This is a genomic window from Streptomyces sp. NPDC034084, from assembly GCF_055575535.1.
Window position 1 is genome coordinate 216,272 of the sequence record NZ_JBVISK010000005.1, and the last position, 15,423, is coordinate 231,694.

18 protein-coding genes are annotated in these 15,423 nt (G+C 69.5%); 8 read left to right on the forward strand and 10 right to left on the reverse strand.

Going from position 1 to position 15,423, the window contains the following annotated elements; genetic code table 11:
• Nucleotides 1-35 precede the first annotated feature (35 nt).
• The 4 genes from ACZ51I_RS19460 to ACZ51I_RS19475 all read right to left on the reverse strand — a co-directional run bounded on the left by ACZ51I_RS19460 (nucleotide 36) and on the right by ACZ51I_RS19475 (nucleotide 2,414).
• Nucleotides 36-476, reverse strand: coding sequence for an SsgA family sporulation/cell division regulator (locus tag ACZ51I_RS19460; RefSeq protein ID WP_468878191.1), 441 nt, complete (start codon nucleotides 474-476; stop codon nucleotides 36-38).
• Nucleotides 477-614: 138 nt separating this feature from the next.
• On the reverse strand, nucleotides 615-1,385 hold the full coding sequence (locus tag ACZ51I_RS19465; protein ID WP_468877255.1) for an IclR family transcriptional regulator: 771 nt from the start codon (nucleotides 1,383-1,385) through the stop codon (nucleotides 615-617).
• A 237-nt stretch (nucleotides 1,386-1,622) separates the two neighbouring features.
• Nucleotides 1,623-1,841 carry a DUF5326 family protein gene (locus ACZ51I_RS19470; RefSeq protein ID WP_468878194.1) on the reverse strand — a complete coding sequence of 73 codons (219 nt, stop codon included), beginning with the start codon at nucleotides 1,839-1,841 and terminating at the stop codon, nucleotides 1,623-1,625.
• Nucleotides 1,842-2,096: 255 nt separating this feature from the next.
• On the reverse strand, nucleotides 2,097-2,414 hold the full coding sequence (locus ACZ51I_RS19475) for a cupin domain-containing protein (protein ID WP_369145339.1): 318 nt from the start codon (nucleotides 2,412-2,414) through the stop codon (nucleotides 2,097-2,099).
• A gap of 51 nt (nucleotides 2,415-2,465) precedes the next feature.
• Between ACZ51I_RS19475 and ACZ51I_RS19480 the strand changes: the two genes are divergently transcribed.
• The 4 genes from ACZ51I_RS19480 to ACZ51I_RS19495 all read left to right on the forward strand — a co-directional run bounded on the left by ACZ51I_RS19480 (nucleotide 2,466) and on the right by ACZ51I_RS19495 (nucleotide 5,639).
• A complete protein-coding gene (locus ACZ51I_RS19480) occupies nucleotides 2,466-2,843 on the forward strand; it encodes a phage holin family protein (RefSeq protein ID WP_468877258.1) in 378 nt (125 codons plus the stop codon).
• Nucleotides 2,844-2,870: 27 nt separating this feature from the next.
• Entirely contained in the window at nucleotides 2,871-4,010 is a 1,140-nt protein-coding gene (locus ACZ51I_RS19485; protein ID WP_468877260.1) for a cystathionine gamma-lyase, read from the forward strand.
• A gap of 217 nt (nucleotides 4,011-4,227) precedes the next feature.
• Nucleotides 4,228-5,124, forward strand: a complete 897-nt coding sequence (locus tag ACZ51I_RS19490; RefSeq protein WP_468877262.1) for a LysR family transcriptional regulator — start codon at nucleotides 4,228-4,230, stop codon at nucleotides 5,122-5,124.
• Between the two features lie 35 nt (nucleotides 5,125-5,159).
• Entirely contained in the window at nucleotides 5,160-5,639 is a 480-nt protein-coding gene (locus ACZ51I_RS19495; RefSeq protein ID WP_468877264.1) for an NUDIX domain-containing protein, read from the forward strand.
• Nucleotides 5,640-5,642: 3 nt separating this feature from the next.
• Here the strand turns inward: ACZ51I_RS19495 and ACZ51I_RS19500 are convergent, their stop codons facing one another.
• Together ACZ51I_RS19500 and ACZ51I_RS19505 are read right to left on the reverse strand one after the other, a co-directional pair.
• Nucleotides 5,643-6,836, reverse strand: a complete 1,194-nt coding sequence (locus ACZ51I_RS19500; protein WP_468877265.1) for a globin domain-containing protein — start codon at nucleotides 6,834-6,836, stop codon at nucleotides 5,643-5,645.
• Nucleotides 6,837-6,940: 104 nt separating this feature from the next.
• A complete protein-coding gene (locus ACZ51I_RS19505) occupies nucleotides 6,941-7,594 on the reverse strand; it encodes an HAD family hydrolase (RefSeq protein WP_468877266.1) in 654 nt (217 codons plus the stop codon).
• A gap of 173 nt (nucleotides 7,595-7,767) precedes the next feature.
• Between ACZ51I_RS19505 and ACZ51I_RS19510 the strand changes: the two genes are divergently transcribed.
• The 3 genes from ACZ51I_RS19510 to ACZ51I_RS19520 all read left to right on the forward strand — a co-directional run bounded on the left by ACZ51I_RS19510 (nucleotide 7,768) and on the right by ACZ51I_RS19520 (nucleotide 9,658).
• Nucleotides 7,768-8,625: a GNAT family N-acetyltransferase gene (locus ACZ51I_RS19510; RefSeq protein ID WP_468877268.1), complete on the forward strand. Its 858-nt coding sequence runs from the start codon at nucleotides 7,768-7,770 to the stop codon at nucleotides 8,623-8,625.
• A gap of 78 nt (nucleotides 8,626-8,703) precedes the next feature.
• Nucleotides 8,704-9,168 (forward strand): MarR family winged helix-turn-helix transcriptional regulator, encoded by a 465-nt coding sequence (locus ACZ51I_RS19515; RefSeq protein ID WP_468877270.1) that lies wholly within the window; start codon nucleotides 8,704-8,706, stop codon nucleotides 9,166-9,168.
• Nucleotides 9,169-9,205: 37 nt separating this feature from the next.
• Nucleotides 9,206-9,658, forward strand: coding sequence for a GNAT family N-acetyltransferase (locus ACZ51I_RS19520; RefSeq protein WP_468877272.1), 453 nt, complete (start codon nucleotides 9,206-9,208; stop codon nucleotides 9,656-9,658).
• Between the two features lie 53 nt (nucleotides 9,659-9,711).
• Here ACZ51I_RS19520 and ACZ51I_RS19525 read toward each other — a convergent pair whose 3' ends face one another.
• Together ACZ51I_RS19525 and dnaB are read right to left on the reverse strand one after the other, a co-directional pair.
• Nucleotides 9,712-11,094, reverse strand: coding sequence for a serine hydrolase domain-containing protein (locus ACZ51I_RS19525; RefSeq protein ID WP_468877274.1), 1,383 nt, complete (start codon nucleotides 11,092-11,094; stop codon nucleotides 9,712-9,714).
• A 219-nt stretch (nucleotides 11,095-11,313) separates the two neighbouring features.
• Entirely contained in the window at nucleotides 11,314-12,795 is a 1,482-nt protein-coding gene (dnaB, locus tag ACZ51I_RS19530; RefSeq protein ID WP_468877276.1) for a replicative DNA helicase, read from the reverse strand.
• Between the two features lie 424 nt (nucleotides 12,796-13,219).
• On the opposite strand from dnaB, the gene ACZ51I_RS19535 reads away from it, so the two are divergent.
• On the forward strand, nucleotides 13,220-14,557 hold the full coding sequence (locus tag ACZ51I_RS19535; RefSeq protein ID WP_468877278.1) for an MATE family efflux transporter: 1,338 nt from the start codon (nucleotides 13,220-13,222) through the stop codon (nucleotides 14,555-14,557).
• A 138-nt stretch (nucleotides 14,558-14,695) separates the two neighbouring features.
• On the opposite strand, the gene rplI is transcribed toward ACZ51I_RS19535, so the two are convergent.
• Together rplI and rpsR are read right to left on the reverse strand one after the other, a co-directional pair.
• Nucleotides 14,696-15,142 carry a 50S ribosomal protein L9 gene (gene rplI, locus ACZ51I_RS19540; protein ID WP_053640001.1) on the reverse strand — a complete coding sequence of 149 codons (447 nt, stop codon included), beginning with the start codon at nucleotides 15,140-15,142 and terminating at the stop codon, nucleotides 14,696-14,698.
• An 18-nt stretch (nucleotides 15,143-15,160) separates the two neighbouring features.
• Complete coding sequence (rpsR, locus tag ACZ51I_RS19545; RefSeq protein WP_005315025.1) at nucleotides 15,161-15,397, reverse strand: 30S ribosomal protein S18; 237 nt, start codon at nucleotides 15,395-15,397, stop codon at nucleotides 15,161-15,163.
• Nucleotides 15,398-15,423 lie beyond the last annotated feature (26 nt).

Consider the following 15,423-nt stretch of genomic DNA (forward strand, 5'->3'; position numbering starts at 1 on the left):
TGCCGGGGCAGGCGGTCCGGCTCGGACGGGCCCGCTCAGGCGGGGCCGGCGTTCTCTTCGGCCAGGATCCGGCCGAGTGCGGCCTCCAGGTGATCCTCGAAGTCACCGAGCGTCCGCTCCTGACCAAGCGGAACCAGCTTGTCCGTTCGGTCGAGGAAGGCGACCAGCGGCGGCGCGCTGGCCCGGAACAGCGCGCGATCGGCGCCCACCTGGAGCCGGATGGAGACGTCCGAGAGTCTCTCCGGCTCCGTGGGGGCGATGTGCACGTCGCCGTCGCCACTCGGCCGGTTGATCCCGTCGAGCAGCAGCTCCCTCCCGAACGCCCAGGTGACGGGCGCGTCGCCGGGCAGGTGGAAGGTCATCCGCACCGCGTAGGGATCCCGGGTCTCGTATCGCAGTTCGACCGGGATCTTGAAGGAGAGCTCCTCGGAGACGAGGAAGCTCATCAGGACCTCGGCCTGAACGGACTCTCGCATCATGTACCCCGCAGTAGATGAAGCAGTTGTGTGAACACGGCTGCTGAAAGCTGTGACCGAAACGGCCAGGAATGATCCCCCGTGGCCCTCTTGACGCAATCGTGCTGTAAGCACTAGCGGATCACAAGGAGTGATTTTTCAGATACTGATAGAGAACGCAAGGGAATTGAAGAGCCTTCCGATCTCACAGCGTAGCCGTTCAACTGCGGGGAGCAACCGTTCTTCCTGGTGAAGGGGGAGAGAAATCGCCATCGCGGCCGCTGCGGACCCCACAGTGATGGGGATGGCGGCACATACCGTGCCGAGCGCATATTCCTGACGCTCCACCAGGGGTTCCATTCGCCCCAAACCTCCCAAACGCTCCAAAAGCACACGGTGGTTACGCACCGTGTACGGAGTGATGGCTTCCACCGGATGGCGGTCGAGGTGGTCTTGACGAGATTTCAGATCGAGTTGACTCAGCAGGCACTGCCCGATCGCGTGGGCGTGCGCCGTCTCGCGGAAATCGGCCCATTCCTCCACCGCGGGGGCGGAGGGGGTGTCGGCGATGGCGACGAGCTCCACCTCCCCCTCGCGGTAGAGGGCGAAGTAGATGGGTACGCCGATCTCGTCCCGCAAGCGGGCGAGGGAGTCTTCGATCTTGATGCGACGATTCTGCACAGCTCCGCCGCCGGCCAGCCGGACGGCGGCGTCGCCCAGGACGAACACGCCCTTGTCGCGGACCAGATAGCCCTCGTGCGTCAGGGTGCGGAGCAGGTGGTACGTCGTGGGCAGCGGAAGGCCCGTCTCACGGGCGAGCTGTTTGGCCGGGGCACCCTCCGCATGGGAGGCGACGGCCTCCAGGAGTCTCAGCGCCCGCTGCACCGAGCCGATCAGGGTAGGCGCAGCCGTCTGCGTAGCCGTGGCCAAAGGTCACCCCCAGGCGTGACGACGGATGCAGTGCACCCGCCCGCGGGGGCCGCCCCCGCGCGCCCGCCGGGCCTGGGAAACCGCTGGTCAGTATGGAGGTCTACGCCTGTAGTCCCCAACACGGCGGAGAGATTCCACTGTAGTGGCAGCCCCAGGGCCCACATCCAGATTCGACCAGCGCGTTCCCCCGCGCGGGCTAATACCCTCCGCCGCCTTCATACCGATAGGTAGCTCGTGCTACCACTCCTCGCGCGATCTGGCGGAGGAGCTGAACTTCCGCACGACGTAGACCAGTCCGGCGACCAGGGCCACGAACAGCAGCGCCTTGAAGAGCAGACCGACCACGAAGCTCAGGACGCTGGTGATCAGCCCCCCGAAGACGAACAGGGCGAGGAGGGGTATGGCGACCCACTTCACCCACCAGGGCATCCCCGCGAGAATCTCCCGTACGGCCATCGTCCCTACCTCGCTCTCGAAGAACCGCTCCGCGCACTCCGCGCCGAACACCCTCAAGGCTAGGGGCGGAAGGAATCCCGTGGGGGCCCCGTGGCCCCCGCTCTCCCCTGATCCACCCCCTAGGGGCTCGGCCCCCACACCAGGGCCCGCTCTCGGGGTCCGGCGCGGAAGGGTCAAGACCCCGGCCCGACCAGACCCCGGCCCGACCAGACCCCAGCCCGACAGACCCCAGGTCCCGCGAGGACCCGGGCCCGTTCAGCCCTCCGGGGGTGAGAAGACCACCATGACCCGCAGGTCCTCGCTGATGTGGTGGAACTTGTGCTCCACCCCCGCCGGCACGTAGACCACGCTGCCGCGCGCCACCTGCGTGGTCTCCGTCCCCACGGTGATCGCCGCCCGGCCGCTGACCACGAAGTACACCTCGTCCTGGCCGTGCGGCTGCTGCGGATCGAGCTCCCCGGCGTCCAGCGCGTACAGCCCCACCGACATGTTCCGCTCACGCAGGAACTGGAGGTACGCACCCTTGTTCGCGGCGCGCTCCGCCTCCAGTTCGTCCAGCCGGAATGCCTTCATCGCCTGCTCGCCCCTGCCCTCGGCCCGATCATGTCTGCCACGATCAGACACATGAAGAATTTCGTCGTCAAGACGCTCGCGAACGCGGGCGCCCTGGGAGTCGCCATCTGGCTCCTCCAGGACATCACCCTGACCGGTGAGAGCACCGGCAAGAAGGTCCTGACCCTCATTCTCGTCGCCCTGGTCTTCGGCCTGGTGAACTTCCTGGTCAAGCCGGTCGTCCAGCTGCTGACCCTTCCCCTCTTCATCCTGACGCTCGGCCTGATCACCCTGGTGGTCAACGCCCTGATGCTGCTCCTCACCTCCTGGCTGGCCGAGCAGGTCGACCTCAGCTTCCACGTGGAGGGCTTCTGGACCGCTGTCCTGGGCGGCCTGATCATCTCCGTCGTCTCGTGGGCACTGAACGTCGTGCTCCCCGACGGCGACTGAGTGGAACGACGGATAGGAACGGAAACCGTGAAGGACGACGAACTCGGCGACGGCACACGGGCGGTGCGGGCCGGACTGCCCGAGCCCGTGAAGTACGAACCGACCTTGCCGGGGCCGGTCTTCGCGGCCCACTTCCATCTGCCGGGCGAGCCGACCGGCCCTTACACGTACGGCCGCGACGAGAACCCCACGTGGACCCATCTGGAGCGGGCGATCGGGGAGCTGGAGGCACCGGGGGAGGAGGGCGTGGAGACGCTGGTCTTCGCGTCCGGCATGGCCGCGATCTCCGCCGTCCTCTTCTCCCAGCTGAAGGCCGGCGACGCGGTGGTACTGCCGGCCGACGGCTATCAGGCGCTGCCCCTGCTGCACGAGCAGCTGCGGGCGTACGGCGTCGAGGTCCGCACCGCGCCGACCGGCGGCGACGCCCAGCTGTCCGTACTGGACGGCGCCAGGCTGCTGTGGATCGAGACCCCGTCCAACCCGGGTCTGGACGTCTGCGACATCCGCCGTCTGGCGGGGGAGGCCCACGCGGCCGGGGCGCTCGTCGCCGTCGACAACACCCTGGCCACCCCGCTCGGCCAGCGCCCGCTCGCCCTGGGCGCGGACTTCTCCGTCGCCAGCGACACCAAGGGCATGACCGGGCACGGCGACATCCTGCTCGGCCATGTGAGCTGCCGGGACCCCCTGCGGGCGGCGGAGGTACGGCGCTGGCGCAAGATCGTCGGCGCCATCCCCGGTCCCATGGAGGCCTGGCTCGCCCACCGGTCGCTCGCCACGCTCCAGCTGCGGATCGAGAGACAGTGCTCGACCGCGCTGACGTTGGCGCGGACGCTCGCCGAGCGCGCGGACGTCACCGGACTGCGTTATCCCGGGCTGCCCGACGACCCCTCGCACGCGGTGGCCGCCCGGCAGATGCGGCGCTTCGGCCCGGTGGTCTCCTTCGAGCTGGCGGACCGGAAGCGGGCCGAGCGGTTCCTGGAGGCGCTGCGGCTCGTCGACGACGCCACCAGTTTCGGCGGCGTGCGTTCCACTGCGGAGCGGCGCGGGCGCTGGGGCGGGGACGCGGTCGCGGAGGGCTTCATCCGCTTCTCGGTCGGAGCCGAGGACCCGGAGGACCTGATCGCCGATGTGCTGCGCGCCCTCGACGAGGCCGCGAGCACGAGCTGAACACACGGAAGAGGGCGCTCCGAGCCTCCCCCCTCGTGGCTCGGAACGCCCTCGGTTTCACGCGCGGAGTCCGCCTGGACAAGGCTAGTTGACCGAGCGTCAGTGTCCAATCACGGTAGCGACAGCGACCTATCGACTTATTTATAGTTGGACGGTCCTGAGGCGTAGTCAGCCGACCGCCTGAGTCGAACGGCCGCCCGGCCGGGAGGGGACCGAGATGGATCTGGCCTTGCTGCGCACGTTCGTCACGGTGCACCGGGCCGGCTCGTTCACCCGCGCCGCCGCGCTCCTGGGCCTCTCCCAGCCCGCCGTCACCAGTCAGATCCGGACGCTGGAACGACAGCTGGGGCGGCCGCTCTTCCTCAGACAGGCGCGCGGGGTCACCCCGACCACCATCGGCGACGAACTCGCCCACCGTGCGGCACCCCACCTGGACGCCCTCGTGGAGATCGCCGAGACCGGCCTCGACGAGGAGAGCGCGGTCCGCACCCTCCATCTCGCCGGTCCCCCGGAGTTCACCGCGCTCCGCGCGCTGCCCGCCCTCACCCCGCTGGTCGGCCAGGGGCTCGCCGTACGGACCTCCTTCCTCGGCAACACGGAGGAGATCCTCGACGGGCTCGCCGCCGGCCACCACGATCTGGCCATCGCCACCGCCCGGCCGCGCGGCGGGCTGCTCGTCTCCACCCCGCTCTGCGACGAGGAGCACGTCCTGGTCGCGGCCCCTCGTTGGGCCGCCCGGCTCTCCCCCGAGGTCCTCCTCAGCGAGGGCGCGGTCGTCCTGGAACAGCTTCCGGTGGTCGAGGTCCACGAGTCGCTGCCCTTCGTCTCCCGCTACTGGGCGAGCGTCTTCGAGACCAAACCGGCGGCCGCCGCCACCGTCATCGCCCCCGACCTGCGGGCCGTACGGGACTCCGCCGCCTCCGGCGCGGGGATCGCCGTCCTGCCGCGCTATCTGTGCGAGGAGGCCCTGCGCCAGGGAAACCTGGTGGCGCTGCTCGACCCGCCGGTCCCTCCCCTCCGGACCTACTTCCTGCTCGCGCGTACGGGGACGCTCGCGCTGTCCCCCCTCGCCCGGGCTCACGAGGAGCTGTTGCGTGCGGCCGGGAACTGGTGAGTTTCAGGACACCTCGGACGGGCCATTTTCTTCCCATGACCGAACGGCCCGTGATCAAGCGCACCGCACGCGCCATCCTGCTCGACGGGGACGACCTGATCCTCATCAAGCGGACCAAGCCCGGGATGGATCCCTACTGGCTCACCCCCGGCGGCGGCGTGGAGCCCACCGACGCCACCGTCGTCGAAGCCCTGCACCGCGAAGTGCTCGAAGAGCTCGGCGCCAAGGTCACCGACGTGGTGCCCTGCTTCGTCGACACCGTCGAGCACATCGTCGACGGCGGGGTCTCCGGGGTGAAGGTCCAGCACTTCTTCGTCTGCCGGCTCGGCTCGATGGACCCCTCCTTGCGGCACGGCCCCGAGATCGAGGAACCGGTCGGCGAGTACGAGATCGTCCGGGTGCCGTTCAGCCGGGTCGGCATCGCCGCCGTGCACCTCGTTCCGCTCTCGCTGCGCCACTACCTCGACGGCAACATCGAGGGCGTCCGCGCGATGCACGCCCCCGATCTGGGCTAGGTACTAGCCGGCAGTCGCGGGGGCGAGCTCCGCGAGGAAGTCGTGGCGGATGCGGTCCGAGGGGACCCCCGCTCCGCGGAGGGCGTCGACCCCGCGGCGGACCATGTCGAGCGGGCCCGAGAGGTAGGCGTCGCGCTCGTTCCACGGGCCGTAGCGGCAGACGGCCTCCGGGAGCCTCCCCTGCTCCTCGGTGACCGGGTGCACGGAGAGCCACGGAAAGGTCTTCTGGAGCCGCAGCATCGTGTCGATGTCGTAGAGATCGTGGCCGCTGCGCGCCCCGTAGAAGACGTCGACAGGACGCCGGTCCCCGTGCTCGGCGACGTCCTCGACCAGCGCCTTGATCGGCGCGATCCCGGTGCCGCCGCCCATGCAGAGCAGACCGGTGTCCGTGGAGTGGTCGACCGTCATCGAACCGGCCGGCGGACCGAGCCGCAGGACGTCCCCGGGGCGCGCCCGGTGGACCAGCGCGTTGGACACCCACCCGGCCGGGACGGCCTTGACGTGGAGCGAGAGCAGCCCGTCCGGCCGGGGTGCCGAGGCGAAGGAGTAGTGGCGCCAGACCCTGGGCCACCACGGGGTCTCCAGCGTCGTGTACTGCCCGGCGAGGAAGGGGTACGGCTGGTCGGGCCTGAGCGTGACGACGGCGATGTCCGGGGTGCGAAGGTCATGGGAGACCACCTCGGCCTGCCACCAGGCGGGCGTGGTCCGCTCGTTCTCGGCGGCGGCGTCGATCATGATCTGGGAGATCGTCGTGTACGTGCGGACCCAGGCCGCCTCGGTCTCCACGTCCCAGCTCCTCTCCGCGTACCGCACCAGCGCGCCGATGAGCGCCTCGCCGACAGCCGGATAGTGGGCGGCCCGGGTTCCGTACTTCCGGTGCCCCCTGCCGAGGTTCTCCAGGTACGCGGTGAGGGCAGGGGTGTCGTCCATGTGCTCGGCCGCCGTCAGGAGAGCCTTGAGAAGCCGGTCCCGCTGGGTGTCCATGGCCACGGGGAACATCTCGCGCAGCTCGGGGTGACGGACGAAGAGCAGGGCGTAGAAGTACGAGGTCACCCGGTCGGCCACCGGGGCGATCTCCGCCAGGGTGCGTCGGACGAGCACGGCGTCGGAGCAGGGTCTTCCGGGTATTCGGGGTTCCTTCCCGCCCGCTTCCGGGGGCTCCCTCTCGTCCGTCGTGGTGGTCGGAGCTTCCATCATGTGCCTCGCCTCGCGCTGGCCGGCTTCCGTGACCGCAGCATGGCGCTTCGTCCGGCGCTTCGGACAGAAAGTGGCGTTCTCGGGCCAAAGGACCGGGTTTCTGGCTAGGCTGCGCTGTTTCGGACCAAGGCGTAGGCCTCGCGCAGGTCCCCCCCGGAGTAGCTGTGGCGGGAGAGCCCGGCGAGATGGTGGTCCGCGTTCACGGCCACGGTCTCGGACACGATCGCGAAGAGCTCGGCGTCGGACATCGAGTCGCCGTACGCGACGCAGTCGTCCGGGCCCACTCCGTACCCCGCGCAGAGTTCCCGGGCAATCCGCACCTTCGCCCGCGCGTCGAGGATGCCCGGCCGGTGGATCGGCGCGGTGAAAGGGACCGCCGGCCAGAGCGAACCGTGGGTCGTGTCGACGCCCCAGTCGAGAAGCCGCTCGACGAAGAAGTCGGGCGAGAGGGAGATGACCGCGCACCGGTCTCCCCGGGCCCGGATGTCCGCCCAGACCTCCCGGATGCCGGCCAGCCAGGGCGCTCCCTCGAAGGCGGCCGCGACCTGCTCCAGGGTGAGCGCGGACCACAGGGCATGGGCCTGGACCGCGAACTCGTCGGGCGTGAGCCCCTTGAGGAACCTCGCCTCAAGGGCGGCTATCTCGTCCACCAGCCCCAACTGCCGGGAGATCTCCACTGCGGCGGCCGATCCTCGGATCAGGGTGCCGTCGAGGTCGAAGAGGTGTAGGCGTCGTGTTCGGCGTTTCACGTGAAACATCGTCTGTGGGACACGAGGCGGAAGCAACGGCGTTCGGGTATCCGCCAGAGGCACCTGTGTCCGTCTGGGGTGCCGACCGTAAGAATCGTCCAGACGAATCGGCCACCACAGGTGCCGACCGGATCCGGTAAAGCGGTGGACGGACGATCACTGTGTCGGAGAGCCTGAAAGGCATGCCGATCTCCCCCCTCGCACACCTCCCGATCCGGCGCCTCGGCCGGGAGGACCTTCCCGCCTGCTCAGACCTCGCCGAGAGCCGGGAATGGCTACGGGAGGAACACAAGTGGGGCCTGCTGCTGACGGCCGGCACCGGCTACGGGATCGACGACCCCGCCGGTTCGGGCCTTGCCGCCTGCTGCGTGGTCACCTCGTACGGTCCGGGGCTCGCAGCGATCGGCATGGTGCTCGTCGCCGAGCGCTACGCACGCCAAGGTGTGGGACGCCGGCTCATGCAACACGTCCTGGCGGAGGCCGGGGACACCCCCCTCACCCTGTACGCCACGACGAACGGGCAGCCCCTGTACGAGCAGCTGGGCTTCGTCGAGACCACCCGGGCGGAGATGGTGCGCGGACGCTTCACCTTCGCCGCGCCCGCCCCGGATGTTCCGGTCCGCCCGGCGACGGCCGAGGACCTTCCCGCGATCCTGCGCCTGGACCACGAGGTCTTCGGACTCGACCGCACCCACGTCATCGCCCGGCTCCCCGCCTTCGCGGACCACCTCCGGGTCGCGGAGGAGGACGGCGAGATCACGGGCTTCGCGGCCGCCTGGCCCAATATGGACACCCATGTCATCGGCCCGCTGATCGCCCGTGACCCGCGCACCGCACAGGCCCTGATCGCCTCCCTGGCGGCCACCACCGACCGACCGCTGCGCACGGATATCGACGTCCGCCACGCCTCCCTGCTGCGCTGGGCCAAGGAGAACGGCATCGACACGATCGCCACCACGTCGCTGATGGTCCGCTCCCTGCCCGACCTCCCCGGAGACTGGCGCCGCCGCTTCGCTCCCCTGACGGTCGCCGCCGGATAGGTTTACTTGCAGACGCCCATTATTGCGTCGCTTCGTCTACCCTGGGTGTCGAGAGCCACTCCGCACCGAGGAGAGACCATGACCGCGACGGACCCCGCACTCACCGCGCTCGCCCAGCGCTGGTGCGCCCTCTCCCTGCTGCACGGCAGGATCGAGTCCCACATCGAGCGTGCACTGGAGTCCGGGCATGGTCTGAGCGTGCGGGAGTACTCGTTGCTCGACGTCCTCAGCCGTCAGCACAGCGGCCCCGGCGGTCACCTCCAGATGAAGCAGGTCGCCGACGCCGTCGTGCTCAGCCAGAGCGCCACCACCCGGCTCGTCACCCGGCTCGAGGACCGCGGCCTGCTCACCCGGTACCTCTGCGCCACCGACCGACGCGGCATCTACACCGATGTGACCGAGGCGGGCCTGAAGCTCCTCGAAGAGGCCCGCCCCACCAACGACCGCGCCCTGCGTGAGGCCCTCGACGAAGCCGCGCGGAACCCGGAGCTCGCACCGCTGGTCCAGGTCGTGGAGGGCGTGGGCGCGCCCGTGTCAGCCTGACAACGACCACGGGGAACTCCCTCGCTACGCTGCGGGCATGAGCGATCTTGATATACGCCCCGCCACCGCGGAGGACCTTCCCGCCATCGTCGCGATGCTCGCCGAAGACCCCCTGGGCGCACAGCGCGAATCCCCTGACGACCTCGCCCCCTACCTCGCCGCTTTCGAGCGCCTCGCGAACGACCCGCACCAGCACGTCGTCGTGGCCGTCCGCGAGGAGAAGATCGTCGGAACCCTCCAGCTGACGGTCATCCCGGGCCTCTCCCGCCGGGGCACCACCCGCTCGATCATCGAGGGCGTCCGCGTTCACGCCGACGAGCGCGGCAGCGGTCTCGGGACGCAGCTCATCGAATGGGCCGTCGCGGAGTCCGGACGCCAGGACTGCCGACTGGTTCAGCTGACCTCCGACGTGACCCGTACCGACGCCCACCGTTTCTACGAGCGCCTGGGGTTCGAGGCCTCCCACGTGGGGTTCAAGAAGAACCTGTGAGGACGTGTTTCACGTGAAACAGCACGGTTTCACGTGAAACAGCTCTCAACGGCTCACAGACCGCGCCAGCCCGCCTCGTCCACACCGCCGGGAACCGCGTCACCCGGCTCGTACGGCTCCCGCGTGAAGACGAACGACCCGAGGTCGAGATGGCTGACGCTTCCGTCGGCGCGCCGAACCGCCCTGAGCGTCTCCCCCGCGTAGTAGCCGTTCAGTCCGACCCAGCCTCCCTCGGGCAGTGCCCGGAAGCGGGCCCGCCGGCCGGCGCCCCGCAGGGGTTCCAGCACCACGCTCCGCTCGGGACCGAGCCGAAGGCCGTAGGCGTACGTGCCCCAGTACCAAGGCCCGGTGAGAGACAGCAGCTCCTCATCGACCTCGGCCTCGGGGAGGGGCCGCCACGGCTCCGGGAACCTCGGCTCCGCCTCCGCCACGATCCGTACGAGATCGGAGGCCACAACCCCCGTCAGCGGGCCTGAGGTGGCATTGGAGAGAGCGATCCCCGCAAGGCCGTCCTCCACGCTCACCCACAGACAGGCGACGAAGCCCGGGAGGGAGCCGGAGTGGCCGATCAGGGTGCGGCCGTCCTTACGCAGCAGCTGGAGACCGAGCCCGTAACTCCCCTCCCAGTCGCCCTCCCCGGCGGGAGAGGCCGGGGCCCGCATCTCCTCCACGGACGCGATGGCGAGCACCCGCTCGTCTCCCGCCGCGAGGAAGGCGGCGAACCGGGCGAGGTCGGCGGCCGTCGACCAGAGCTGCCCGGCCGGTGCCATCAACCCGAGGTCCTCGGACGGCTCGGGCAGCATGACGTCGGCCCAGGGGTGGACCGCCCAGCCACCCGCGTGCGGAGCGACAGGATCAAGCGTCGTACGGCTCATTCCCAGCGGCTCCAGGATCTCGCGCCGCAGCGCCTCCTCCCAGGTCACCCCCCGGACGGCCTCGATCAGTGAACCGAGCAGGGTGTAGCCGGGGTTGGAGTAGTGGTGCCGGCGCCCCGGCGACTGCAGGAAGGGCCGCTCCCCCAGGACGTCGGAGAGCTCCGGCCGCAGCGTGGCGGAGGACCGCTCCCACCACGAGCCGGGCGTCTCGGCCGCGAGCCCGCCGGTGTGGCCCAGGAGTTGGGCAATCGTCACCTCACCGGCGCCCGTCCCCTTCAGATGCCGCTCCAGCGGGTCGTCGAGCCCGAGCAGACCCTCGTCCCGCAGCCGCATCACCAGGACGGCGGTGAACACCTTGGTGATCGAACCGATCCTGAACTGCGTGTCCGCGTCCGGCGCGTGGCCGTCCACACAACTGCGCGCACCGCTCCACACCAACGCACCGTCGCGGACCACCGCCCCCACGAAGGAAGGCGCCCGCCCCTCGGACTGGGCAACCGCGACCCGGTGCAGCAGAGCCCGCTCGGTCCCGGGCAACAAGGCCTCGAAAGATGTAGTCATAGACCCCATCCAACGCGAAAGACCCGGGCGGGACTTCCCGATTTCCCTGTCGGCCGTGTCGACGGCTCGACAGTGCGGGGAAGGGTCGCGATGACGCCAAGGAGCCTCCGCGACGCCGAGAGGTCAGCTGCGCCAGGATGCGATCTGACGACGGGCAGACCTCCAGACTTCCTCGAACTCCTCGGAGGTGAGTTGTTCGAGATCGTGGCAGCGCTCCGGTCAGGTCTGGGCCATGTCCACGAAGCGTGAGTAGTGGCCTTGGAAGGCGACGGTGATGGTGGCCGTCGGGCCGTTACGGTGCTTGCCCACGATGATGTCCGCCTCGCCCGCGCGCGGTGACTCCTTCTCGTAGGCGTCCTCGCGGTGCAGGAGGATCACCATGTCGGCGTCCTGCTCGATCGAGCCGGACTCACGCAGGTCGGAGACCATCGGCTTCTTGTCGGTGCGCTGCTCGGGTCCACGGTTCAGCTGGGAAAGCGCGATCACCGGCAGTTCCAGCTCCTTGGCGAGGAGCTTCAGGTTTCGCGACATGTCGGAGACCTCTTGCTGACGGCTCTCCTGTCGCTTCGAGCCGCCCGACTGCATGAGCTGGAGGTAGTCGATGATGACCAGCTTGAGGCCGTTGCGCTGCTTGAGCCGACGGCACTTCGCGCGGATCTCCATCATCGACAGGTTCGGGGAGTCGTCGATGTACAGCGGGGCCTGGGAGACGTCCGGCATGCGGCGGGCGAGACGCGTCCAGTCCTCGTCGGTCATCGTGCCGGAGCGCATGTGGTGGAGCGCGACCCGGGCCTCGGCCGAGAGCAGGCGCATCGCGATCTCGTTGCGGCCCATTTCGAGGGAGAAGATGACGCTGGGCAGGTTGTGCTTGATGGAGGCCGCCCGGGCGAAGTCCAGGGCGAGCGTCGACTTACCCATGGCGGGACGGGCCGCGATGATGATCATCTGGCCGGGATGCAGGCCGTTGGTGAGCGAGTCGAGGTCGGTGAAGCCCGTGGGCACACCCGTCATCTCGCCGCTGCGGGAGCCGATCGCCTCGATCTCGTCGAGCGCGCCCTCCATGATGTCGCCGAGCGGGAGGTAGTCCTCGGTGGTCCGCTGCTCGGTGACCGCGTAGATCTCGGCCTGGGCCGAGTTCACGATCTCGTCGACGTCTCCGTCGGCCGCGTAACCCATCTGCGTGATCTTGGTGCCGGCCTCCACGAGGCGGCGCAGGACGGCGCGCTCGTGGACGATCTCCGCGTAGTACGAGGCGTTGGCCGCGGTCGGTACCGACTGGACCAGGGTGTGGAGGTAGGAGGCGCCGCCGACGCGGGTGATCTCGCCCCGCTTGGTGAGCTCGGCGCCGACCGTGATCGGATCGGCCGGCTCGCCCTTGGCATAGAGGTCGAGGATCGCCGCGTAGACGGTCTCGTGGGCGGGCTTGTAGAAGTCGTTGCCCTTGATGATCTCCACGACGTCCGCGATGGCGTCCTTGGAGAGGAGCATGCCGCCGAGGACGGACTGCTCGGCGTCGAGGTCCTGCGGGGGAACGCGCTCGAAGCCGGAGAGCCCGCCGTCCCAGGGGCCGTCGCCGCCCCGCTCGTGCTGGTCGTCCCGGCCGCGGCCCCGGCCGCGTCCTTCGCTTCGCGTACGGGTGGGCAGCCGGTCGCTCGGTCCGCTGTCGGCCCAAGGGTCGTCCAAGGGCTCGGAAACGCTCACCGAGACACCTCCTCCCGTCCGCTCCGCGGACCTCGCCATGCCACTCTTTCTTACGCCACGGGCTTGATCAACGAGTGGCTTTGCGACCGCTTCTGGCGCGTCGGGCGCCGGACCACGGTAGGCCTGCGGGGGGCGTCAGCCAATCTGGTTATCCACAGGCCCTGTGGGTGAAGGGCCAGATGCTGTGGAGAACCCCCCGGATCCTGTGCACGGAGCGGGGGACAGTCATGTGGACAAACTCATAAGGCCCCCGGCTTCACGCACCTGACCTGCACTTTCCCCATCCACGGGCTGTGGGGGAGAAAAAGTTTTCCCGCTGGATCAAGATCAGACCAAACGCCCCACGCCCGAAGCCTCACGCCAGCAGAAAGTAAGGATCAGTCAGGCATTGCATGTCTTACCTGTGGAAGATTAGATTGACCCCATGACTCAGGCTCCCGCGGCCACCAAGGCCGTCCGCCGACAGCACGACCGCGAGATCGTCTCCCTCGCCCTGCCGGCCTTCGGTGCTCTCGTCGCCGAGCCCCTGTTCCTCATGGCCGACAGCGCCATCGTCGGGCACCTCGGCACACCTCAGCTCGCGGGCCTCGCGATCGCCGCGGCACTGCTCTCCACCGCCGTCAGTGTCTTCGTCTTCCTCGCCTACGCCACCACCGCCGCCGTCGCCCGGCGCGTGGGTGCGGGCGACCTCCAGGCCGCCATCCGGCAGGGGATGGACGGCATCTGGCTCGCACTCCTCCTCGGCGCCGCCGTCGTCGCGCTCACCCTGCCCACGGCGCCCTGGCTCGTCGCCGTCTTCGGGGCCTCGGACACCGCCGCCGCCTACGCCGTCACCTATCTCAGAATCTCCAGCATCGGCATCCCCGCCATGCTGGTCGTCCTGGCCGCCACCGGCGTCCTGCGCGGCCTCCAGGACACCCGTACGCCGCTCTACGTGGCCATCGCCGGCTTCGCGGCCAACGGCGCGCTCAATGTGGGCCTGGTCTACGGGGCCGGGCTCGGCATCGCGGGCTCCGCCTGGGGCACGGTCATCGCCCAGTGCGGCATGGCCGCCGCCTACCTCGTCGTGGTCGTACGCGGCGCCCGGCGCCACGGCGCCACCCTCCGCCCCGACCCGGCCGGCATCCGGGCCTCCGCTCAGGCCGGAGTCCCGCTGCTGGTCCGTACGCTCTCGCTCCGCGCGGTCCTGATCATCGCCACGGCCGTCGCCGCACGGCTGGGGGACGCGGAGGTCGCCGCCCACCAGATCATCCTGTCCTTGTGGAGCCTGATGGCCTTCGCGCTCGACGCGATCGCCATCGCGGGCCAGGCCATCATCGGCCGCTACCTCGGCGCGGACGACGCCGACGGCGCACGGCAGGTCTGCCGCCGCATGGTCCAGTGGGGCGTGGTCTCCGGGATGGTGCTCGGCGCGCTGCTCATCGTCTCCCGCCCCCTGTTCGTCCCGCTCTTCACCAGCGACATCACGGTGCGGGACGCCCTGCTCCCGGCCCTGCTCGTGGTCGCGCTCTCGCAGCCGGTCTCCGGAGTCGTCTTCGTCCTCGACGGCGTCCTCATGGGTGCGGGAGACGGCCCCTACCTGGCCTGGGCGATGCTGCTCACGCTGGTCGTCTTCGCCCCGGTCGCCCTCCTCGTGCCGACGCTCGGAGGCGGCCTGACGGCGCTCTGGTGGGCCATGACCCTGATGATGTCGGTCCGGATGGGCACCCTGTGGCTCCGTATGCGCTCCGGCCGCTGGATCGTCACGGGCGCCACCCGCTGACGGACCGCGCGCATGTTTCACGTGAAACGTGAACACGAGACGGCAGGCCACAGGCCGCAGACGAGGAACAGCGGAAGGGCCGCACCCCGAGGGGTACGGCCCTTCCTCACTGCTGAGCGCAGACTGCCAAGGGCAGCGTTACGCGGCGACGACCTCGACGCCGAGCTTCGCGGCAACCTCGGGGTGCAGACGCACGGACACCTGGTGCGAGCCCAGGGTCTTGATCGGCGAACCGAGCTCGACGCGACGCTTGTCGACGTCGGGGCCACCCGCGGTCTTGATCGCCGAGGCGATGTCGGCCGGGGTCACGGAGCCGAAGAGACGGCCGGCGTCGCCGGAGCGAACGGCCAGGCGCACCTTCGTGCCCTCGAGCTGGGCCTTGATCTCGTTGGCCTGCTCGATGGTCGCGATCTCGTGGATCTTGCGGGCGCGGCGGATCTGCGCCACGTCCTTCTCGCCACCCTTGGTCCAGCGGATCGCGAAACCACGCGGGACCAGGTAGTTGCGAGCGTAGCCGTCCTTGACGTCGACGACGTCGCCAGCGGCACCGAGGCCGGAGACCTCGTGGGTGAGGATGATCTTCATTTTTCGGTCACCCTTCCCTTATCGCGCGGTGGACGTGTAGGGCAGCAGCGCCATCTCACGGCTGTTCTTGACGGCCGTGGCGACGTCACGCTGGTGCTGCGTGCAGTTGCCGGTCACGCGGCGGGCACGGATCTTGCCGCGGTCGGAAATGAACTTCCGCAGCATGTTCGTGTCCTTGTAGTCCACGTACGCGGTCTTGTCCTTGCAGAACGCGCAGACCTTCTTCTTAGGCTTGCGCACAGGCGGCTTCGCCATGGTGTTTCTCCTGTGTGATCAAGAAG